19 protein-coding genes are annotated in these 21,367 nt (G+C 71.5%); 15 read left to right on the top strand and 4 right to left on the bottom strand.

Annotation, left to right across the window (positions count from 1 at the left end; translation table 11 throughout):
• The gene (locus ACZ63J_RS42990) at window positions 1-795 is read right to left on the bottom strand and encodes an MlaE family ABC transporter permease (RefSeq protein ID WP_465342311.1); all 795 of its coding nucleotides are present in this window, start codon (window positions 793-795) and stop codon (window positions 1-3) included.
• A gap of 457 nt (window positions 796-1,252) precedes the next feature.
• Window positions 1,253-2,248, bottom strand: a complete 996-nt coding sequence (locus ACZ63J_RS42985; protein WP_465401629.1) for an LLM class flavin-dependent oxidoreductase — start codon at window positions 2,246-2,248, stop codon at window positions 1,253-1,255.
• A gap of 143 nt (window positions 2,249-2,391) precedes the next feature.
• Here ACZ63J_RS42985 and ACZ63J_RS42980 point away from each other — a divergent pair, with 143 nt between their 5' ends.
• Entirely contained in the window at window positions 2,392-6,183 is a 3,792-nt protein-coding gene (locus ACZ63J_RS42980) for an nSTAND1 domain-containing NTPase (protein ID WP_465401630.1), read from the top strand.
• A 198-nt stretch (window positions 6,184-6,381) separates the two neighbouring features.
• On the opposite strand, the gene ACZ63J_RS42975 is transcribed toward ACZ63J_RS42980, so the two are convergent.
• Window positions 6,382-8,493 (bottom strand): HelD family protein, encoded by a 2,112-nt coding sequence (locus tag ACZ63J_RS42975; protein ID WP_465401631.1) that lies wholly within the window; start codon window positions 8,491-8,493, stop codon window positions 6,382-6,384.
• A 124-nt stretch (window positions 8,494-8,617) separates the two neighbouring features.
• On the opposite strand from ACZ63J_RS42975, the gene rsmD reads away from it, so the two are divergent.
• From rsmD to ACZ63J_RS42915, 12 genes are all read left to right on the top strand, one after another.
• Window positions 8,618-9,178 (top strand): 16S rRNA (guanine(966)-N(2))-methyltransferase RsmD, encoded by a 561-nt coding sequence (gene rsmD, locus ACZ63J_RS42970; protein ID WP_465342306.1) that lies wholly within the window; start codon window positions 8,618-8,620, stop codon window positions 9,176-9,178.
• Between the two features lie 53 nt (window positions 9,179-9,231).
• Complete coding sequence (gene coaD / locus ACZ63J_RS42965; RefSeq protein WP_465310465.1) at window positions 9,232-9,717, top strand: pantetheine-phosphate adenylyltransferase; 486 nt, start codon at window positions 9,232-9,234, stop codon at window positions 9,715-9,717.
• A 94-nt stretch (window positions 9,718-9,811) separates the two neighbouring features.
• Window positions 9,812-10,507, top strand: coding sequence for a ribonuclease domain-containing protein (locus ACZ63J_RS42960; RefSeq protein WP_465401632.1), 696 nt, complete (start codon window positions 9,812-9,814; stop codon window positions 10,505-10,507).
• A 95-nt stretch (window positions 10,508-10,602) separates the two neighbouring features.
• Entirely contained in the window at window positions 10,603-11,331 is a 729-nt protein-coding gene (locus tag ACZ63J_RS42955; protein ID WP_465310467.1) for a DivIVA domain-containing protein, read from the top strand.
• 539 nt (window positions 11,332-11,870) lie between these two features.
• A complete protein-coding gene (locus ACZ63J_RS42950) occupies window positions 11,871-12,473 on the top strand; it encodes a YceD family protein (RefSeq protein WP_465401633.1) in 603 nt (200 codons plus the stop codon).
• A 71-nt stretch (window positions 12,474-12,544) separates the two neighbouring features.
• The gene (gene rpmF, locus ACZ63J_RS42945; protein ID WP_013223689.1) at window positions 12,545-12,727 is read left to right on the top strand and encodes a 50S ribosomal protein L32; all 183 of its coding nucleotides are present in this window, start codon (window positions 12,545-12,547) and stop codon (window positions 12,725-12,727) included.
• 13 nt (window positions 12,728-12,740) lie between these two features.
• A complete protein-coding gene (rnc, locus tag ACZ63J_RS42940; RefSeq protein ID WP_465401634.1) occupies window positions 12,741-13,490 on the top strand; it encodes a ribonuclease III in 750 nt (249 codons plus the stop codon).
• A gap of 89 nt (window positions 13,491-13,579) precedes the next feature.
• The gene (locus ACZ63J_RS42935) at window positions 13,580-14,935 is read left to right on the top strand and encodes a chondroitinase-B domain-containing protein (protein WP_465401635.1); all 1,356 of its coding nucleotides are present in this window, start codon (window positions 13,580-13,582) and stop codon (window positions 14,933-14,935) included.
• Window positions 14,936-14,980: 45 nt separating this feature from the next.
• Window positions 14,981-15,850, top strand: a complete 870-nt coding sequence (gene mutM / locus ACZ63J_RS42930) for a bifunctional DNA-formamidopyrimidine glycosylase/DNA-(apurinic or apyrimidinic site) lyase (RefSeq protein ID WP_465401636.1) — start codon at window positions 14,981-14,983, stop codon at window positions 15,848-15,850.
• Window positions 15,851-15,908: 58 nt separating this feature from the next.
• On the top strand, window positions 15,909-16,334 hold the full coding sequence (locus ACZ63J_RS42925) for a helix-turn-helix domain-containing protein (RefSeq protein WP_465342303.1): 426 nt from the start codon (window positions 15,909-15,911) through the stop codon (window positions 16,332-16,334).
• A gap of 177 nt (window positions 16,335-16,511) precedes the next feature.
• Entirely contained in the window at window positions 16,512-17,042 is a 531-nt protein-coding gene (locus ACZ63J_RS42920) for a hypothetical protein (RefSeq protein WP_465342358.1), read from the top strand.
• Window positions 17,039-18,223 carry an MAB_1171c family putative transporter gene (locus tag ACZ63J_RS42915; RefSeq protein ID WP_465401637.1) on the top strand — a complete coding sequence of 395 codons (1,185 nt, stop codon included), beginning with the start codon at window positions 17,039-17,041 and terminating at the stop codon, window positions 18,221-18,223. Before ACZ63J_RS42920 ends, ACZ63J_RS42915 begins: the two co-directional genes overlap by 4 nt.
• 440 nt (window positions 18,224-18,663) lie before the next feature.
• On the opposite strand, the gene ACZ63J_RS42910 is transcribed toward ACZ63J_RS42915, so the two are convergent.
• The gene (locus tag ACZ63J_RS42910) at window positions 18,664-19,569 is read right to left on the bottom strand and encodes an SMP-30/gluconolactonase/LRE family protein (protein WP_465401638.1); all 906 of its coding nucleotides are present in this window, start codon (window positions 19,567-19,569) and stop codon (window positions 18,664-18,666) included.
• A gap of 113 nt (window positions 19,570-19,682) precedes the next feature.
• Here ACZ63J_RS42910 and ACZ63J_RS42905 point away from each other — a divergent pair, with 113 nt between their 5' ends.
• Window positions 19,683-20,006 (top strand): PadR family transcriptional regulator, encoded by a 324-nt coding sequence (locus ACZ63J_RS42905; protein WP_465310474.1) that lies wholly within the window; start codon window positions 19,683-19,685, stop codon window positions 20,004-20,006.
• Complete coding sequence (locus ACZ63J_RS42900) at window positions 20,003-21,226, top strand: DUF1700 domain-containing protein (RefSeq protein ID WP_465401639.1); 1,224 nt, start codon at window positions 20,003-20,005, stop codon at window positions 21,224-21,226. The genes ACZ63J_RS42905 and ACZ63J_RS42900 overlap by 4 nt, the downstream gene beginning before the upstream one ends.
• Window positions 21,227-21,367 lie beyond the last annotated feature (141 nt).

Genomic DNA, 21,367 nt, shown 5'->3' with positions numbered 1-21,367 from the left:
TCAGCTCCCCTTGGGCGGCACGAGCTGCAGGTACACGGTGGTGAGCACCAGGTTCAGCACGAACAGGAGCAGGAACGTGATGACCACGGACTGGTTGACGGCGTCACCGACACCCTTCGGCCCGCCCTTGGGGTTCAGCCCGCGGTAGGCCGCGACGACCCCGGCGACGAACCCGAAGATCAGCGCCTTGATCTCGCTGATCCACAGGTCGGGCAGCTGGGCGAGGGCGGAGAAGCTCGCCAGGTAGGCGCCGGGCGTGCCGTGCTGCATGATCACGTTGAAGAAGTAACCGCCGAGCACACCGACGACGCTGACCATGCCGTTGAGGAAGATCGCGACGCCCATGGCGGCGAGCACCCGCGGCACGATCAGCCGCTGGACCGGCGAGACGCCGAGCACCTCCATCGCGTCGATCTCTTCGCGGATGGTGCGCGCGCCGAGGTCGGCGCACATGGCGCTGCCGCCGGCGCCGGCGATGAGCAGCGCGGTGACGATCGGGCTGGCCTGCTGGATGATCGCGAGCACGCTCGCCGCGCCGGTGAAGGACTGCGCGCCGATCTGCGTGGTCAGCGACCCGATGTGCAGCGCGATCACCGCGCCGAACGGGATGGACACCAGTGCCGTCGGCAGGATCGAGACGCTCGCGATGAACCAGAACTGCTGGATCAGCTCACGCAGCTGGAACGGGCGCCGGAACGTCAGCCGGACGACGTCCAGCCCGAGCCCGTAGAGCCGCCCGGTCTGCCGCAGCGCGGCGGCCCCGGGGAACGACGCCGTCGTCGTCCGTTCGGCCATTCGTGTGCCTCCCCAGCGGTTTCGACGGCACGCCGAATACACCCGAGTCGAGCAAAGGGAAATGGTCCGAACGGGGTAACAATTGTCGGCCATTCACGGTCTCGGGGGTCACCGTGCCGTTTCCTACTGGTCGGTACGCTAACCACGGCCATGCTGGGAGACAAGAACTTGAGCACGATCACGCGGTCACGAGCAGGTAACCGCGCATTTCTTGTCCGGGACTGACAACCGGGCCCGATCTTGTTGTCAACGGAGGAAAAGAAATTCCCGCCCCGGAAGCCGGACCTGTCCATTCCCGCTCACCGGCGTGCGTGCCGGAAGGGTCGACACGCGTGTCCGGAGGGTCGACACGCGTGATCAGGAGGTCGACACGCCGCAGCAGGGTAAGCCGCGCCGTGTCGACCCTTCAATCACGCGTGTCGACCCTCTGATCACGCGTGTCGGCGTCTGGTCACGGTCAGGACTTGAGGTCGGCGATCAGCTCGTAGGAGCGGACGCGGTCCGCGTGGCCGTGGACCATCGTGGTGATCATCAGCTCGTTCGCGCCGGTGTCGGCGAGGAGCTGCTCCAGTCCCTTGTGGACCGTCTCGGGGGAGCCGATGATGCTCGAGCCGAAGCGGTCGGCGAGGAACGCGCGGTCCATCTCGGTGTACGGGTACTCCGCGGCCTCCTCCGGCGTCGGCAGCGCGATCGGGCGGCCGCGGCGGAGGCTGAGGAACGTCAGGCCGGACGGCCCGGCCAGGAACTTCGCGCGCTCGTCGGTCTCCGCGGCGACCACGGACACCCCGAGCATCACGTGCGGCTCGGCGAGCACCTCGGACGGCTGGAAGTTCTCCCGGTAGAGCTGCACGGCCGGGATGGTGTTCTCGGCGGCGAAGTGGTGCGCGAAGGAGAACGGCAGCCCGAGCCGCCCGGCGAGCTGGGCGCTGAAGCCGCTCGAGCCGAGCAGCCACACCGGCGGCTGGTTGCCCTCGGCCACCACGGCGTTGACCCCGCGGGCCTCCGAATGGGTGAAGTAGCCGATCAGCTCCTGCAGGTGCTGCGGGAAGTTCTCCGCGGACAGCCCGCCCGGCCCGCGCAGGGCCAGCGCCGTCCGCTGGTCGGTGCCGGGCGCGCGGCCGATGCCGAGGTCGATGCGGCCCGGGTGGAACGCCTCGAGCGTCCCGAACTGCTCGGCGACCACCAGCGGCGCGTGGTTGGGCAGCATGACGCCGCCCGAGCCGACGCGGATCCGCTCGGTCGCGCCGGCGACGTGGCCGATCAGCACGGCCGTCGCCGAGCTGGCGATGCCGGGCATGTTGTGGTGCTCGGCCAGCCAGTAGCGGTGGTAGCCCAGCCGCTCGGCGTGGCGGGCGAGGTCGAGGGTGTGGCGCAGGGTCTCGCCGACGGTGTTCCCCTCGGACACGGGGGACAGGTCGAGCACGGACAGCGGCACGTCAGGCAGTGAGCTCACAACCGGGTCCAACGCCCCGGTGCCGCGGATGCTTCCCGGACGCCGGTGATGATCTTCACGCCCGTCCGGGTCGATCGGCCACGCGGGGTGCGGGTGACCCGATACGGTGGGCGCGGAAAATCCGGCGGAAACAGGAGGACGAGGTGCCGCGTCCGGAGCGCCCCTTGGATCCCGGGGACGATCTGCTGATCGAATTCGCCGCCGATCTCCGGCGTTTGCGCGAGAGCGCCGGGAATCCGACCTATCGCGAGCTCGGCCGGCGCGCGCACTACTCGGCCGGGACGCTTTCGGAAGCCGCCGGCGGGCGCAAACTCCCCAGCCTGGCGGTCACTTTGGCCTACGTGCGGGCCTGTGGCGGGGTCCCCGGTGAATGGGAGGAACGCTGGCACGTCGTCGCCGAAGATCCGGGCCAGGGTGGTGCCGATTCACCGGCCGAGCCCGAAGCCGGGGAAATTCCGCCTTACGTCGGGCTGGCCGCATTCACCTCAGCTGACGCCGGGCGATTCTTCGGCCGGGAACGGCTCGTCGAAAAGCTCGTCGCCCGCCTTTCGGGACAACGTTTTCTCGCCGTCCTCGGCGCGTCCGGCTCGGGGAAGTCATCCCTGCTGCGGGCCGGCCTGCTGTCCGCCGTGAAGGGCCCGGTGGTCCTGCTCACCCCGGGCGCCCGGCCGCTGCAGGAGTGCGCGGTGAAGTTCGCCGCCGCCCTCGGCGTCGCTCCCGGTGCCCTGCTCGACGACTTCGCCGCGCACCCGCGCAACCTCGGCCTCGCCGCCCGTCAGCTGGCCGAGTCCGACGACATGGACGTCGTGCTGGTCGTGGACCAGTTCGAAGAGGTCTTCACGCTCTGTCAGGACGACCAGGAGCGCGCCCGCTTCCTGGCCGCGCTGGTCACCGCGACCACCGAGCCCGGCAGCCGCGCGCAGGTCGTGCTCGGCATCCGCACCGACTTCTACACCCACTGCGCGCGCCACGCCGAGCTCGCCGAGGCCATGCAGGACGCGCAGGTCCTGGTCGGCCCGATGACCACCGAGGAGCTCCGCCAGGCGATCTCGCGCCCGGCCGTCGACGCCGGTTACCGCGTCGAGAACGCGCTGGTCTCCCGGCTCGTCGCCGACGCGACCGGCCAGCCCGGGGTGCTCCCGCTGCTCTCGCACGCGCTGCTGGAGACGTGGCGGCGGCGCCGCGGCACCACGCTCACCCTGGCCGGCTACGAGTCCAGCGGCGGGATCGAACGAGCCATCGCGCAGACGTCCGAAGGCACCTTCGCGAAGCTCTCGGCGCGGCAGCAGCGGCTCGCCCGGCAGATCTTCCTCCGGATGACCGCGCTCGGCGAAGGCACCGAAGACACGAAGCGCCGGATCAGCCGCGCCGAGGTCGACACCGACGACGAGGACACCGCCGTCGTGCTCGGCGAGCTGGCCGCCGCGCGGCTGGTCACCCTCGACGACACCGGCATCGAGATCGCGCACGAGGCCCTCATCCGCGGCTGGCCGCGCCTGCGGGAGTGGCTGACCCAGGACCGCGAGGGCCTGCGGGTGCACCGGCAGCTCACCGAGGCGACCGACGCCTGGGAGTCGGTCGAGGAGGACCCGGGCTGGCTCTACCGCGGCACCCGGCTGGCCATCGCGCGGGAGTGGGCCGCGCGCCAGGAGACCGCGCTGTCCCGGCGGGAACGGCGGTTCCTCGACGCGAGCCTCGCCGTCGAGCACGCCGAGCAGGACCGCGACCGGCGCCGGACGCGGCGGCTGCGGCAGCTCGTCGCGCTGCTGGCGGTGCTGCTGCTCGTCGCCGTGGCCGCGTCCGTCTACGCCGTGCGCGCCGAGACCACGGCCACCGACCAGCGCAACAGCGCGCTCGCCCAGAAGGTCGCCGGCCAGGCGCTGGCCATGCGGGCGACCAACCCCGCGCTGGCCGCGCAGCTCGCGCTCGCCGCGTACCGCCTCGACCCGAGCGCCGACGCCCGCAGCAGCGTCCTCGGCGTGGCCGCGACGCCGTACGCGACCCGGCTCACCGGGCACACCGGCCGGGTCAACACCGTCGCCCTCCGCCCGGACGGCCGGGTCCTCGCCACGGCCAGCTGGGACGGCACCGCGCGGCTGTGGGACGTCCACGACCCGCACCACCCGGCGCCGCTGGGCGTCCTGTCCGGGCACACCGGCAACGTCAACTCCGTCGCCTTCGCGGCCGACGGCCGCAGCGTCGCGACCGCGGGCTTCGACGGGACCGTCCGCGTCTGGGACGTCACCGACCCGGCGCGGCCGGGCCCCGGCGCCGTCGTCGAGCAGCACGAAGGCAAGGCGTACGCGGTCGCCTTCAGCCCGGTGGGCCCGCTGCTCGCGACCGGCGACGTCGAGGGCACGCTGCGGCTCTACGACACCACCGGCCCGGGGCGCCCGCGGCCGGCGGGGGAGCTGACCGGGCACACGTCGTACGTCAACAACCTCGCCTTCAGCGCCGACGGCAAGCTGCTCGCCTCGGCGTCGGCCGACAAGACCGCGCGGATCTGGGACGTCGTGTCGCGGCGCCAGCTCGGGGTCGCGACCGGGCACACCGACGTCGTGCACTCGGTCGCCTTCAGCCCCGACGGGCACGTCCTCGCCACCGCGAGCCAGGACCAGACCGCACGGCTCTGGGACGTCACCGACCCCGGGCACCCGGCGCAGCTGTCGTCGCTCGGCGCGCACAAGGCGATCGTCCGCTCGGTCGCGTTCACCGCCGACGGCCGCACCCTCGCCACCACCGGCTTCGACCGCACGGCCCGGCGGTGGGACGTCGCCGACCCGCGGCACCCGCGTGAGCTGCCGGCCCTGCCCGGGCACACCGGCGCCGTCGTCTCCGCGGTGTTCAGCCGGGACGGCCGCACGCTCGCCACGGCCAGCGACGACCAGACCGCCCGGCTCTGGGACCTGCCCGGGCCCGCCTACCCCGCGCACACGGCGCAGACCTGCCGCGCCGCCTTCGGCGCCGGCGGGAAGCTGCTGGCCACCGGCGGCTACGACGAGGTCGTGCGGCTGCACGACCTCGCCGACCCGGCCGCGCCCCGCGGGGTCGCGACGATCGGCGGGTTCGGCGACGCGGTCTGCGGGGTCGCGCTCAGCCCGGACGGGCGCACGCTGGCCACCGGCAGCTGGGACCACACGATGACGCTGCGGGACGTCACCGACCCGGTCCGCCCGGGGCCGCCGGTGGTGTTCAACCGGCTGCACGACGACGTCGACGCGGTCGCGTTCAGCCCGGACGGGCGGCTGCTCGCCACCGCGGGGGACGGCCACACCGCCCGCCTCTGGGACCTCGCCGACCGCCTGCGCCCGGTGGAGATCGCGCGGCTGCAGGGTCACGAGGACGACGTCCACACGCTGGCCTTCAGCCCCGACGGCCGCACGCTCGCCACCGCAGGCTGGGACCACACGGCGCGGTTGTGGGACGTCTCGGCGCCGCGCGCGCCGAAGCCGCTGGTGACGCTCGAAGGGCACACGGACACGGTCTTTTCGGTCGCCTACAGCCCCGACGGCAAGCACGTCGCGACCGCGAGCGCGGACCGCACGGTGCGGCTGTGGGACGTGGCCGACCCGGCCCACGCGCGGCTTTCGGCGGTGCTGGCCGGGCACGCCGACAACGTCATGTCGGTGTCCTTCAGCGGGGACGGCGCCACGCTGGCGTCCGGCAGCTACGACCGCACGGTCCGGCTGTGGGACGTCGCGAGCGCGGCGCCGTACGCGGTGCTGCCCGAGGAGCGCGACCGCGTCTACGTCGTCCAGTTCGCCCCGGACGGCCACACGCTGGCCGAAACCGTCGCGGACGGGACGGTCCGGCTGTGGGAGACCGACCCCGGCCGGGCGGCGACGAGGATCTGCGCGGTGACGGCGCCCCGCATCACCGAGCCCGAGTGGACGGCGAGCCTCCCCGGCCTCGACTACGCGCCACCGTGCCCCTGAGCAGTTGTTCGGCGTTGTTGTTCGGTGCCTGGGCGCGGACACCGAACAACCCGGATCGGCTAGACATGCCTCGGACGGACCGCACGTCCGAAGACGTTCATTTCACCGGGGGTCTGAAGGGCTCCTTCAAGGGCACGGGAACCCCGCCTCCCGCCCCTCGAAGGAGCCCTTCAGCGTGTCCTGCGGCGACTCTCCGGGTCAGCTCGGCAGCCAGTCCGGGTTCGACGCCAGCACCGTCAGCTGCTGCGTCGCCCGGGTCAGCGCGACGTACAGCACGCGCCGCCCGGTCGTCGACTCCGTGATCAGGTCGTTCGGCTCCACGAGCACCACCGCGTCGTACTCCAGGCCCTTCGAGTCCAGGCTGCCGACGACCTTCAGCCGCTCGTCACCCTGGTCCGCGAGCCAGCCCGCGACCTCCGGGACCCGGTCCATCGCCGTGATGACGCCGACCGTGCCCTCGACCGCGCCCAGCAGCTCCTTCACCGCCGCCTGGGTCGCCGAGGCCAGGCCCGCCGCCTCGACCGGGCGGACGTCCGGCTCGACACCCGTCTTGCGGACCGCCACCGGCAGCTCGCCCGACTCCGCGTGCCCGGACACCACCTTCGCCGCCAGGTCGAAGATCTCCGCCGAGTTCCGGTAGTTCGTCCGCAGCGTGAACCGCCGCCGGGCCGTCTTCACGCCGAACGCCTGGTCGCGCGCCTGGGCCGCCTCGGCCGGGTCCGGCCACGAGCTCTGCACCGGGTCGCCGACGACCGTCCAGCTCGCGTACTTGCCGCGCCGGCCGACCATCCGCCACTGCATCGGCGAAAGGTCCTGGGACTCGTCGACGACGACGTGCGAGTACTCGTCGTAGTGCTCGGGCCGGGTCGGGGCGCCGCCGGAGCGCTGCGGCTCGACCTCGATCATCTGACGGCGCTTGCGCTTCGGCGGCGGCCCGATCAGCACGCGGAGCTCGTCCAGCAGCGCGACGTCCGCGATCGACCAGCCGCGCGAGCGGTCCGCGAGGTCCGCGGCCAGCATCGAGATCTCGTGCCGGTTCAGCACGCCCTTCGCCGCCGACGCCAGCCGCTTCTCCTCGCCCAGCCACTTCAGGATCTGCGCGGGGTACAGCACCGGCCACCACACGACCAGGAACCGGTGGAAGTCGATCCGCTCACCCAGGTCGGTGATCAGCTCCGCCCGTTCGAACGGCTTGCCGTCGGCCTTCGCGTACTCCTCGGCCTTCGCCGCGAGCGCGTCCAGCAGCAGCTCGGCCGCCCGGATCCGCGACCGGTTCGGCGGCGCGCCCTGCGTGTGGGCCTTGCGGCGGACCTTCTCCAGCTCCCGCGCGTTCAGCTTCAGGACCTCGCCGCGGTAGACGATCCGCATCTCCTCGGGCGCCTCCGGCGGGGTGTCCCGCAGCGCCCGCAGCAGGATCTTCCGCATCCGCAGCGACCCCTTGACCGCGGCGAGCGGCGCCGGGTCCTGCCGGGTCGCCTCGAGGCCGTCGAGGACCTCGCCGAGCGCGCGCAGCTCGACGTTCGTCTCCCCCATCGAGGGGAGGACGCGCGAGATGTAGCTCGTGAACACCCCGGACGGCCCGATCACGAGCACGCCGGCCCCGCCCAGCTGACGGCGGTAGCGGTAGAGCAGGTAGGCGGCGCGGTGCAGGGCGACTGCGGTCTTGCCGGTGCCCGGGCCGCCGGTGATCTCGGTGACGCCGCGCCACGGCGCCCGGATGACCTCGTCCTGCTCCTTCTGGATGGTCGCGACGATGTCGCGCATCTTCTCGCCGCGCGAACGCCCCAGCGCGGCCATCAGCGCGCCTTCGCCGACGATCTGCATGTCCTCGGGCACAGCGTCGGCGATCAGGACGTCGTCGTCGACGTCGAGGACGTTCTGGCCCGAGCAGCGAATCACGCGCCGCCGCACGACGTCCATCGGCTCCTCGGCCGTGGCCTGGTAGAACGCGGCCGCGGCCGGCGCGCGCCAGTCCGTGACGAGGTTGTCGAACTCCGCGTCGCGGATGCCGAGGCGGCCGACGTAGGTGCGTTCGCCCTCACGGTCGTCGAGCCGGCCGAAGACGAGGCCCTCGTACTCGGCGTCGAGCGTCTGGAGCGTCTGGTTGGCGTGGTAGACCATCATGTCGCGCTCGAACAGCATCGACGCCTGCTCGAAGATCGCCTCGCGCTGCGCGCCCTGGCCGATCTCGTAGCCCTTGGTGCGCATCGCCTCGGCTTGGGCCCGCAGTTCGTCCAGACGGGTGTACACGCGATCGACGTGGGCTTGTTCGATGGCGATCTCGGCCCGTCTGACCCGAGGTTCCGACACGCATGGCTCCTTGACAGCTTCTGGATCGCCTCCGAGGGCGAAGAACGACTCTACGCGTTGGGTGCGGCGGGTTCACCAATGTCCCGGCCATCAGTGCGCCGTGTCATCCCCGCACAATCAGGGGGTGACCAGGATCGTGGCCGGGACGGCGGGCGGGCGGCGGCTGAAGGTGCCGCCGAAGGGCACCCGGCCGACGTCGGAACGTGTGCGGGAAGCCCTGTTCAACGCCCTGGAGACGGCCGGCGAGGTGGACGGCGCCCACGTCCTCGACCTCTACGCGGGCTCCGGCGCGCTCGGTCTCGAAGCCCTCTCTCGCGGCGCCGCGGACGCCCTGTTCGTGGAGTCCGACCGGCGTGCGGTGGACGTCCTGCGCGGCAACGTCGCGGCTCTGGGCCTGGGCGGCACGGTCCGCCCCGGTCCGGTCGAGACGGTGGTCGCGGCGCCCGCGCCCCGGCCGTTCGACCTGGTGCTGGCCGACCCGCCGTACGCCGTCGACTCGGCCGCCCTGGGACGCGTGCTCGCCGCGCTGGCCGCGGGCGGCTGGCTGGGGGAGTCCGCGCTGGTCGTCGTCGAGCGCGCGGCCCGCGACGGCGAGCCGGACTGGCCGGGCGGCTTCGAGCCCTCGCGCGCGAAGAAGTACGGCGACACGGCGGTGTACTGGGCGGAGTACGCGGCTGTGGTGTGAACCACCCCGCGGGGGACGGGCGGGCGGCGGCCGGGCACGGTAGCGTCCGCGCCATGCGGCGTGCGGTCTGTCCCGGTTCCTACGATCCGGCCACCAACGGGCACCTCGACATCATCGAGCGGGCGGCCCAGCTGTTCGACGAGGTCGTCGTCGCGGTGGGGGTGAACAAGAGCAAGAAGGGCCTCTTCGAGGTCCCCGAACGGCTCGACATCCTCCGCGAGATCACCGCGAAGCTGGGCAACGTGCGGGTCGACTCGTGGGAAGGCCTGCTGGTCGACTACTGCCGCGACAACGGCATCGCGGCGATCGCGAAGGGCCTGCGCTCGGTCAGCGACTTCGACTACGAGCTGCAGATGGCCCAGATGAACCGCGAGCTCACCGGCGTCGAGACGCTGCTGATGGCGAACAACCCGGCGTACGGGTTCGTGTCCAGCTCGCTGGTCAAGGAGGTCGCGGCGCTCGGCGGCGACATCGAGCACCTGGTGCCGGCCGTGGTGTACGAGCGCCTCTCGGAGAAGTTCCCGAAGCTCGGCGCCTGACCGGCCCCCTACGTTCGTCGGGACTTGCGGCCGTTACCGCCCGAGTTCACGTTCTCGTCTTCTGACGATCATTCGATCGAGCTACGGTCCGAAAATGACCAACAATCGATCACGCCTGGTCGCGATCCTGTTCGCGCTCCTGGCCACGTTCTCCATGGGGGTCACCGCCGCCGAAGCGGTGACGAACACGACGGCCGCCCAGAACGCGTGCGGGAACCTCTCGGGCTTCTCGCACACGACGCTGTCGGCCCTGCCCGCCGAGGCGACGACGACGTACAACCTGATCCAGAAGGGGGGGCCGTTCCCGTACCCGCAGAACGACGGTGTCGTCTTCGACAACCGGGAAGGCATCCTCCCGTCGTGTGCGTCGGGCTACTACCACGAGTACACGGTGCCGACGCCCGGCTCGAGCAACCGCGGCACGCGCCGCATCGTGACCGGCAGCGGCGGCGAGTACTTCTACACCGGTGACCACTACGCGACGTTCAAGGTCATCGACATCTCCGGCGGCGGCCAGACGCACGCGTGCGGCGACCTGTCCGGCCTGACGAAGATCGGCTACTCCCAGCTTTCCGCGGCGGCCCGCACGGTGGTCGACAAGGTCCGCGGCGGGGCGTCCAGCAGCACGACCTACGAGAACCGCGAAGGCGTGCTCCCGGCCTGCGCGTCCGGTTACTACAAGCTGTTCAACGTCGGCACGAACGACCGCGTGATCTCCGGCAAGGCGGGCGAGCTGGCCTACACGCCCGACCACTACGTCACCTTCAAGCGGATCGACCTGAATTCCTGACGTTCGTGAGAGGACACGCCCGGCGCCGTGCGCTTTCACCGGTTCGGCGCCGGGTACGGGCAGACTGATCTCAGCGACAGGGGATTGGAGTTGCCGTGTACCGGGTTTTCGAGGCGCTCGACGAGCTCGTCACCATCGTCGAGGAGGCGCGCGGCGTCCCGATGACGTCCAACTGCATCGTGCCCCGCGGCGACGTGCTCGAGCTCCTCGACGACGTGCGGGACGCGCTGCCGGCGGAGGTCGACGACGCGCAGGACGTGCTCGACAAGCGCGACGACCTCATCCACGCCGCCCGCAAGGAGGCGAGCGAGACGGTCGCCGGCGCGAACGCCGAAGCCGAGCGCGCGCTCGCCGACGCCACGGACGAGGCCGAGCGCATCATGGCCGACGCCCGCGCCCGCGCCGAGCAGATGCTCGCCGACGCCCACGACCAGGCCGACCGCACGGTCGCGGCGGGCCAGGCCGAGTACCAGAACCTCACCGACCGCTCCCGCGCCGAGTCCGAGCGCATGATCCAGGCCGGCCGCGACGCCTACGACCGAGCCATCGAGGACGGCCGCGCCGAGCAGGGCCGCCTGGTCGCGCAGACCGAGGTGGTCCAGGCCGCGCACGCGGAGTCGGCCCGCATCGTCGACGAAGCCCACGCCGAGGCCGACCGCCAGCGCGTGGACTGCGACGCGTACGTCGACGGCAAGCTGGCGGAGTTCTCGGAGCTGCTGGCGACAACGTTGAGGACGGTCGACTCGGGCCGCAACCACCTGCGCTCCCCGGCCAACCTCCCGAACAGCGGCGGCCGTCCCACCCTGTACGACTACCAGGTGTGACACGCCTCTCAGGGGCTGGTTGACTCGCGGGCGACCGGTTGTCCACAGCTCCTGCAAGTTGGGGACAACTCGGGTTCCTGGCCGCGACTTTCCGGGCTTTGCCGGACACCGCCGATACGCTGGACAAGGGACGCCCCCGGGAGGGTGGGGGCCTGGTCCTGGGCGGCCTGGGGTCCGTTCGACTCTCGCAGGTGCCCGGCCGCGGTCTGTTCGACTCCGGCAGGTGCCTTTCTCCTGAGTTGAGCGATTCATTCACCGCGTCTGGCGCCATGAATGACACGGCAGCGGTCGGTGACAAGCTCTTGAGTCGTCCGCGACCCTCGCTCGGCCCCGGATCACCGCCGGTGTGCGTTCGCGGCCGCCGGTGCCCGGCCGCGGTCTGTTCGACTCCCGCAGGTGCCTCCCTCCTGAGATGAGCGACTCATTCACCACCCTCCGGCGCCACGAACGAGTCACCCACTACGCCCGATCCTGAGCCCACCCGACCTGCGCGGGTGCCAGCTCGAAAGAGCCGGCGCCCCCTGCGTACCCTGGACGGGATGTCCGAGAACAAGACCCCCCAGCTCGACGACCGCAGCCCCTGGGTGATCGACACCCGTGAGCTCGGCCGTCACGCCGGCCTCAGCCGCGCGATCACGCGCAGCGTGCCGGTGGAGACGCCGCTCGGCGTCCCCGACGTCATCACCATCGACGCCGGCTCCGAACTCGAGCTCGACCTGCTGCTCGAGTCCGTCGTCGAAGGCGTCCTGGTCAGCGGCACCGCGAAAGCCACGGCGAAGGGCACCTGCGCCCGCTGTCTCGACCCGCTGACCGAAGAGGTCGAGGTCGAGGTCCAGGAGCTGTTCGCCTACCCGGGGTCGGCCACCGAGGAGACCACCGACGAGGACGAGATCCCCCGGCTGGTCGACGACAAGATCGACCTCGAGCCCATCATCCGCGACGCCGTCGTGCTGGCCCTCCCGCTGGCGCCGCTGTGCACCGAGGACTGCGCCGGGCTCTGCACGGAGTGCGGCGTCAAGTGGGCCGATCTCGAGCCCGGACACGGGCATGAGAAGATAGACCCTCGGTGGGCCGCACTGGTCGAGCGTTTCGACGAGAATGCGGGCGAAAAGCCTGCGCCGGGTCCCGCTGAGCAAGCCTGACGAGCGCCCCAGCTCGGTCCGGAGGAAGTTCGCTCGCGACCGCGAGCAGACCGTCATAAGGAGATCTACTCGTGGCCGTCCCGAAGCGGAAGATGTCGCGATCCAACACGCGCTCCCGCCGCAGCCAGTGGAAGGCGGCTCCGGTGCAGCTGGTGCCCTGCTCCAACCGCGCCTGCAAGCAGCCGAAGCTCCAGCACATCGCGTGCCCGTCGTGCGGCCAGCACAACGGCCGCCAGGTCGTCGAGCCCGCCTGATCGGGTAGCCGACATGGGGGGCAAGACGCCCGGGGGACCACCGGCCGATCCGGCGCCGTTGCTCGAAGCGCTCGGGGTCACACTCGACCCCGAGCTGCTCGAGCTGTCGCTGACCCACCGTTCGTACGCGTACGAAAACGGGGGCCTGCCGCCGAACGAGCGGCTGGAGTTCCTCGGTGACGCCGTGCTGGGCCTGGTCGTCACCGACCACCTCTACACCACGCACCCCGACCTGCCCGAAGGTCAGCTCGCGAAGCTCCGCGCCAGCGTCGTCAACATGCACGCGCTGGCGCGGGTCGCCCGCGGGCTCGGCGAGGGCGGGCTCGGGGCGCACCTGCTGCTCGGCAAGGGCGAAGAGCTCACCGGCGGCCGGGACAAGGCGAGCATCCTCGCCGACGGCCTGGAAGCCGTGATCGGCGCCGCCTACCTGGCGCACGGCATCGAGATCGCGCGCAAGCTCGTGCACCACCTCTTCGACGGCCTGCTCGCCGAGGCGCCGTTGCGCGGGGCGGGGCTCGACTGGAAGACGAGCCTGCAGGAGCTGACCGCGTCGGCCGGTCTCGGCGTGCCCGAGTACAAGGTCGAGGACACCGGTCCGGACCACCGCAAGGAGTTCACGGCCACCGTCCTCATCGCCGGCCGCCCGCTGGGCAACGGCACCGGGTCGACGAAGAAGGAAGCCGAGCAGAAGGCCGCCGAGACGGCCTGGCGTTCGCTGTCGGCCGAGCTCGAGGCCGAGAAGAAGGACGACCCGGAGTCCTGATTACCGGGAACCTCCGTTGACGATTCCGCCCGCCTCTCAGTAGCGTGATGATCATCCGCCGCGCTGGTACTCACTGAGAGGTTGGGCGGATGCGTCTTTTTCTCCTTCCCCTGCTCGCGGCGGCGCTTGTAGTCGTGCCCGGGCCCTCGGCGGCCGCGGCGCAGATCCGGGTGACTTCCCTGTCCGCGTTGCAGTCCGCGCTGGACAAAGCCCAGCCCGGCGACACGATCGCCCTGGCCGACGGCTCCTACGCGGCCGGTTCGACCCTGGCGATCAAACGCTCCGGCACTACGTCCGCGCCGGTCACGGTCACCGCCGAGCACGTCGGCAAGGCCACCATCACCGGGTCGAAGACCTTCTCGTTCGCGAGCGGCGTCTCGAACGTGGTGCTGCGCGGCTTCAAGTTCCGCAACGGCGCTTCGCTGAGCGTCCCCGCCGGCGCGTCGCACAACCGCTTGTCCCGCAACGACTTCCAGCTCACGAGTGACGGCAACTGGGTCACCGTCAGCGGTGACGACACCGAGGTCGACCGCAACGTCTTCCAGAACCGCACCAGCCAGGGTGTGTTCCTGCAGATCCTCGGGCCCGCGAAGGCGATGGCGCAGCGCATCCACGTGCACCACAACTACTTCTTCAACCACCAGTTCGCCGGGGCGAACGGCGGCGAGTCGGTCCGGCTCGGCCTGAGCGACCACCAGTCCTACTCGGCGCACGCGCTGCTGGAGTACAACCTCTTCGAGAAGGCCGACGGCGACAGCGAGGCGATCTCGGTCAAGTCGTCGGACAACGTGGTGCGCTACAACACGATCCGCGACAGCAAGGGCTACTTCGTGCTGCGCCACGGCAACCGCAGCGTCGTCGAGGGCAACCTGCTGTTCGGCTCGGGCATCCGCTTCCACGGCAACGACCACAAGATCGTCGGCAACTACGTCGCGAACTCCGGCGACCGCGCGATCGTGTTCGGCTCGGGTGACGAGGCCGACAGCGGGCCGACGAGCAAGCTGCACGACCGGCCCGACCGCGTCACGGTCGCCTACAACACCGTGCTGGGCTCGAAGAGCGTGATCGACGGCGACGGCGGTGCCTTCAAGCCGAAGGACTGCGTGGTCGCGGACAACGTCGTGAAGGGCACCTCCGGCCCGCTCGTCACGCTGCCGGGCGAGTCGACGGTCAAGTACGAAGGCAACATCACCTTCGGCGGCACGGCCGGGATCCCGTCGCGGTCGGTCGACCCGAAGCTGGTCAAGGACCCGAACGGGCTGTACCGGCTGGCCCCGGGCAGCCCGGCGATCGACACCGGCGCCGGCTCGTACCCGTTCGCCGCGACGGACTTCGACCTGCAGGCGCGCACGGGTGTGTACGACGTCGGCGCCGACGAGTACTTCGCCTCCGGCGCGACCCGGGTGCCGCTGGTGAAGGCCGACGTCGGACCGGCCGCCCCGTGACTGTGCCTTTTCAAAACTGTCGTACCCGGCGGGCACAATGGTCGTATGCCCGAACTTCCCGAGGTCGAAGTCGTCCGAGTGGGCCTGCAGGCGCACGTCGCGGGCCGGACCATCCACGCGGCGGAGGTCCTGCACCCGCGGGCCATCCGCCGGCACGCGCTCGGCGCGGAGGACTTCACAAAGCGGCTGGCCGGCACCCGCGTCGAGGCGGCGCGGCGCCGCGGCAAGTACCTGTGGCTGGAGCTGTCCGACAAGGAGGCGCTGCTGGCCCACCTCGGGATGAGCGGGCAGATGCTCGTCCAGCCCGAGGGCGCGCCGGACGAGAAGCACCTGCGGGTGCGGCTGCGCTTCGACGACGACGGCCCGGAGCTGCGCTTCGTCGACCAGCGGACGTTCGGCGGCCTGGCCCTGGACGACCTGCACGACATCGGCGGCGAGGTGCTGCTGCCGGACACGATCGCGCACATCGCGCGTGACCCGATGGACCCGGTGTTCGACCTCGACGCGGCGGTGCGCGCGCTGCGGTCGCGGCGCACCGAGGTCAAGCGGGCCCTGCTCGACCAGACGCTCGTCTCGGGCATCGGCAACATCTACGCGGACGAAGCGCTGTGGCGCGCTCGGCTCCACTGGGCCCGCCCGACGGAGAAGCTGACGCTCGCGAAGGGCCGTGAGCTGCTGTCGGCGGCGTCGGACGTGATGAACGCGGCGCTGGGCGCGGGCGGCACGTCGTTCGACGCGCTGTACGTGAACGTCAACGGGCAGTCGGGGTACTTCGACCGGTCGCTGGACGCGTACGGGCAGGAGGGGCTGCCGTGCGGCCGGTGCGGCACGGCGATCCGGCGGGAGCCGTTCATGAACCGGTCGTCGTTCTCGTGTCCGCGCTGCCAGCCGCGGCCGCGGGCTAGCTCGCGTTGATTAATGGTGTTCGCCTTTCAGCTAAGATGAATGTGCCTGGCAGCTGAGGGAGTGCATCGTGGTCAAGGAGCCCGGAAAGTCGACGCTGGCCGACAAGATCGACCAGCTGTTCCACGTGGTCCGCAGGCCCGATCGGGAGCCGTACAGCAACGAAGAGGCCGCGAAGGCCTGCCGCGAGGCAACGGGGGAGAGCTTCTCGACGACCTACCTGTGGCAGCTGCGCACCGGCCGCCGGGACAACCCGACCAAGCGTCACCTGGAGGCGCTCGCCCAGTTCTTCGGCGTGCCTCCGGCATACTTCTTCGACGACGAGCAGAGCAGGAAGATCGCCGAAGAGCTGGCCCTGCTGGGCGCGCTGCGCGACGCGGGGGTCCGGGACCTGGCCCTGCGCGCGGTGACCCTGTCGGCCGACGGGCTCGACACGATCAGCGACATGATCGACGCGATCGCCCGCCGCGAAGCCGGCCGCGGGGGCGCGAAGTAGGAGGCCGGGACCGCGCGGAGGGTTCGGGATCGGCTGGGGAGTGATCTGCCGGCCGGAGTCTTCTAGGCTGACCCGAGACGGGGAACGTGATCGGCCGGTCGGAGGCGGTTGAGGGTGGCGAAGGCTGAGGTGGCAGGGCTCTGGCAGCGGCTTTCCGCGCGCCGGCCGAGCCGCGCCCTGTGGCGGCGCGCCCGTGAGGTCGCCGACGCCGTCAGCCTGCCGGAGCCGTTCGACGCCGAGCGGTTCGTCGCGAGCCTGGCCGCCGGCCGCGGCCGCCCGATCGAGCTCATGCCGGTCAGCGCCCCCGAAGGCGCGCCGTGCGGGCTGCTCATGAGCACCGAGCGCGCCGACTACATCCTGTACCCGACGAACACGACCGCCCTGCACCGGCGCCACATCCTGCTGCACGAGGTCGGGCACCTGCTCTGCGGGCACACCGGGGCCGACGCCGGTGCCGACGGCGTCGCGATCGACGCCGCGGCCGGCCGGCAGCTGATGCCGAACCTTTCGCCGGAGCTGGTCCGGCGGGTGCTCGGCCGCACCACGTACACGGAGGTCCAGGAGCGGGAGGCCGAGCTCGTCGCGAGCCTGCTGGCCCAGCGCGTCGTGCGGCCCGAAGAGCCGCGCGAGCCGGCACCGGACGTCCCGGACGGCCTGCGGAACTTCGACTCGCTGTTCGGCGGCCGGTCCCGCCGCCGCGCGCCGTGACCGAGACCCTCGCGTACCTCCTGTGCGTGGTGGGGTTCGCGGGGTTCGGGTACAAGCTGATCGAGGCCCGCCACAGCCAGCCGGTGCGCACGATGTGGTTCCTCGCCGGGTTCGGCATCTGCATCGCCACCGGCATCCTGGTGCTGACCCCGGCGATGGAGGCGTTCGTCGGCCCGGGCCCGGTCGCCGAGTGGGTCCTGACCCTGGCCGGCGACGAATTGAAGCTGGGGGCGATCGGCTTCGCGGTGGCGTTTACGCAGTCGGTGTGGCGGGGAGAAGGCGCGCGGCTCACCCCGCACGGGCTGTTCACCGGAGCGGCGATGGTGCTGCTGGCGGTGTGCTTCGCGCTGTCCGAGCCGCAGCGCGTCGGCGACGAAACGGTGTTTTCGCCCGGCACGCTGCCGTTCGCGCTGGGGGACAAGGCCGTGTTCCTGATCTACAGCCTGGTCAGCCTCGGGCTGCTGATCACGGTGTTCACCCGCAGCGCGTGGCACGCCGAGCCGGGCCCGCTACGCGCCGGCCTGTGGCTGCTGGTGATCGGTGTGGGCGCGGCGATCGCGTGGACGTTCTGGGACATCGACGACGTCCGCCGCCTGGCCCAGTCGGCGCGGATCGGCGCCCGAGAGGACCTGCCATCGTCAGTCCTGGCGGCGACGACGATCTGTTTCGTCACGGCCGGCGCGACACTCAGCGCGTGGTCACCGGCGGTGACGTCGGTGGTCGGGCGGGTCCGCGCGTACCGCGCGTACCGGCGCATCGAGCCGCTGTGGAAGGCGCTGCGCACGGCGGTCCCGGGCATCGCACTGGACCCGGGCCGCGAGCTGACGGCGGGTGCGGAGTTCGCGCTGTACCGCAGGGTGATCGAAATCCGCGACGGCCATTTGGCGCTGCGAGCCCACTTCGACCCGGCCCTCCCGGCGCGGGTGGAGGCGGAGGCCCGCCGAGCGGGAGTCCGCGAGCCGGACTTGGCTCCGACGGTGGAGGCGGTGACCTTGGCGGCGGCGATCGAGGCTGGTAGGGAGGGCCGCCGTTTCGAGCAGGCGGAGGGAGCGCCGTCGGCACCGCTGGAGGCCGAGGCGGACGCGGACGTCGCCGCGGAAGCGGCTTGGTTGGTGAGGGTGAGCCGGGCGTGGCAGAGAGATGCTGTGTTGAGCCGGGTCCGGCAGGGCGCGCTGCGCTGAGAGTGGCTGGGTCGATCGCTGGAGGCCGAGGCGGCATGGCTGGCCGGGTGGGCCGGCGCAGTGCCGGCCCGACACTGCCGCGCGCTGCGCCGAGTCGGATCACTGGGGCCGACCGGAAGCGGGGCGGGCGGCGTCCGATCGTGGTCCAGTTGGGGCCGCGCTAGGTTGGCCGGCCGCGGGGTTGCACACCGCTCGCGGGACAGCTCGGCCGCCTGGCGGGTGCCGCAATTGCCGATCGGGCGGAGCCGGTCACTCTGCGCCGCCAGCCCGCCAGCCCGCCAGCCCGCCAGCCCGCCAGCCCGCCAGCCCGCCAGCCCGCCAGCCCGCCAGCCCGCCAGCCAGCCCCGCCAGTCCGGCCAGCCCCGCCAGCCCGCCAGTCGTCAGCCCACCAGTCGCCAGCCGTCAGTCCGCCCGCCGCCCGCCAGCCCGCCCGCCAGCCCTCACCGCGGGTAGCGCGCCCCGTTCACCGTCACCCTCAGCGTGTACACCGAGCTCGAAGCCGTGATGAACAGTTCGTTCCCGCGCGCCCCGCCGAAGGTGAGGTTCGAGCAGATCTCCGGCACCTTCAGCTTGCCGATCCGGGTTCCGTCCGGGGCGAAGCAATGCAGCCCGTCGTGCGCGGCCGCCCACACCTGGCCCTCGGTGTCGACCCGGAGGCCGTCGAAACCGCCGCTGTCGGACGTTGCGAACACCTCGCCGCCCGTCAGCTTTCCGTTGTCCCGCACCTCGAACACCCTGATGTGACTCGGGTCCTGGCGCGTGTCGGCGATGTACAGCAACGATTCGTCGGCCGAGAAGGCGAGGCCGTTCGGGCGGGAGAAGTCGTCCGCGACGATGCGGACCTCGCCGTCGGAAGGGGACACCCGGTACACGTGGCAGCCGCCGATCTCGCTCTCGGCTCGGTACCCCTCGTAGTCGCTGTCGATGCCGTAACTCGGGTCGGTGAACCAGATTGACCCGTCCGAGTGCTCGACCACGTCGTTCGGGCTGTTCAGCCGCTTCCCCTCGAAGTGCGACGCCAGCACCGTGATCGAGCCGTCGTGCTCGGTGCGGGTCACCCGGCGCGGGCCCTGCTCGCAGCTGATCAGCCGTCCGGCGCGGTCGACAGTGTGCCCGTTCGCGTACTCGGACGGCTGACGGAAGACCCCGACCCGCCCGGTTGTCTCGTCCCAGCGCAGCGTGCGGTTGTTCGGGATGTCGCTGAACACCAGATACCGCCCGGCCGGGAAGTACGCCGGCCCTTCCGCCCAGCGGCAGCCGGTGTGCAGGCGCTGCATCCACTCGTCGCCGTTGACCCGCGCGAAGCGGTCGTCGAGCACCTGGAAGTCCGTCTTCACCAGATCCATCGGTCAACCCTAACGAGGTTCCGTGATCAGCAGGGACGACCCGTTCGGGCCCTCGCCGTGCACACTACTGTGCAATGCGTGGTACCTTTCCAAGCGTAAGACTGGAGGGTGCAGTGGAGATCAGTCAGCTGCTCAAAGGGGTGCTCGATCTGGCCGTGCTGGCGGTGCTCCGCGAGGACGACGGCTACGGGTACGACGTCCTGCGAAGACTCCGGGCCGCCGGCCTGGACGAGGTCGGGGACGCGTCGGTGTACGGGACGCTGCGCAGGCTCTACAAGGCCGGCCTGCTCACCTCGTACGTGGTGCCCAGCGAAGAAGGGCCCCACCGCAAGTACTACAGCCTGAACGAGCCGGGCCGGCTCCGCCTCGCGGAGTCGGGGAAGACCTGGCAGAGCTTCGCATCGACGATGAACGTGCTTTTGGGAGAGGCAGCATGAGCGAGAAGCCGACCGCCGTGCGGGTGTATCTGGCGCGGGTCCGCACCGCGCTCGCCGACCTGCCCGCGAGCGAAATCGAAGAGATCCTCGAAGACGTCCGCCCGCACCTGGCGGAGCTGGAGGCCGAGCTGGGGGAGGGCGCCCGCGTCGAGGCGCTGATCGAACGGCTCGGCTCGCCGGAGAGCTACGCCGCCGAGCTGCGCGCCTCCGGGGGTTACCCGGCGCCGGCCGAGGGCGCGGCGACGCAGGTGCTCACCACCACCAAGAGCCCGAGCCTGGCGAAACCGCGGATCGCGTTGTGGGGCCTGGTGATCTGCGCGCTCGGGCTGGCGATGCTGTCGTTCGGCGCCGCTGTTTCCATCGACCCGGACGTGCTCCTGGGCCTGCTGCTGTTCCTCCCGGTGTTCCTGGTCAGCCTGTTCCTGCTGCTGCGCGGCGGGATCGAGCCGGTGCTGGCGCTGCCGGAGATGGTGTGGCTGCGCGGCGCGCTCGCCAGGGGCCGCGAACAGGAAGACACCGGGAAGGTGCTGCGGTACCTGAGCTCGCTCAAGCCGGCATGGTGGATCCTGTGCGCCGTCACGCTGATCGCGTTCGGGGTGCTGCTCATGCTCCGGCAGCGGAGCGCGGTGCTGATGCTGCCGTTCCTGCTCGTCGCGGGGGCGGGGATCGTGTGGGCCGGCCCGCGGGTGCGCGGCGACCGGCGGCTGCTGTGGCTCGCCGTGCCGATCTCGGCTTTCGTCGTCGGCGGCGCGCTGGGCGGGTTCGGCGCCGCGGTCGACCTCATCTCGAACCGGAACGCCTACCAGAGCTCGCCGTCGTCGTACTACCAGACGTCCGACCAGTACGGGAACGACCAGCTGAGCTACGGCAGCCACGAAATCGAGAACGTCTACGCGTTCGACGCCGAGGGCAAGCCGCTGACGGAGGTCTACCTCTACGACGAGCAGGGCCGGCCGATCACGCTGACCCGCTACGGCTGCGAACGGTCGAGCGGCACCAAGGAGAAGATCGGCGAGGACAACCGGTTCCCGCGGCCGCGGGTCGAGCAGGGGGTCACCGACAACCAGGGCAACTACAACGGTTACAACGGGTATCGCTCGGCCTGCCGCGAAGATCCGAACGTGCCGTTCAGCGCCGCGATCCCGAAGGTGACGGCGCCGACGCCCACGACCACCCCGCCGACTTCGACGACCACGCCGTCGACGACGCCGACGCGATGAAAGCCTTCAGGAGCGGAGGTCGGGGCCGCTCCTGACGCGACGAAGGCCGCCTCCGGACCCGATCCGGGGGCGGTCTTCGGCCTTTCGCCGTGTTCACCCGATCCGAACGTGGGCGAAACGCGGGCGTGCTGAGCTGGACGC

The sequence above is a fragment of the Amycolatopsis sp. NPDC104863 genome (assembly GCF_055582965.1).
Note: the sequence above shows the minus strand (reverse complement) of the source record. Positions and strands in the feature narration are given on the sequence as shown.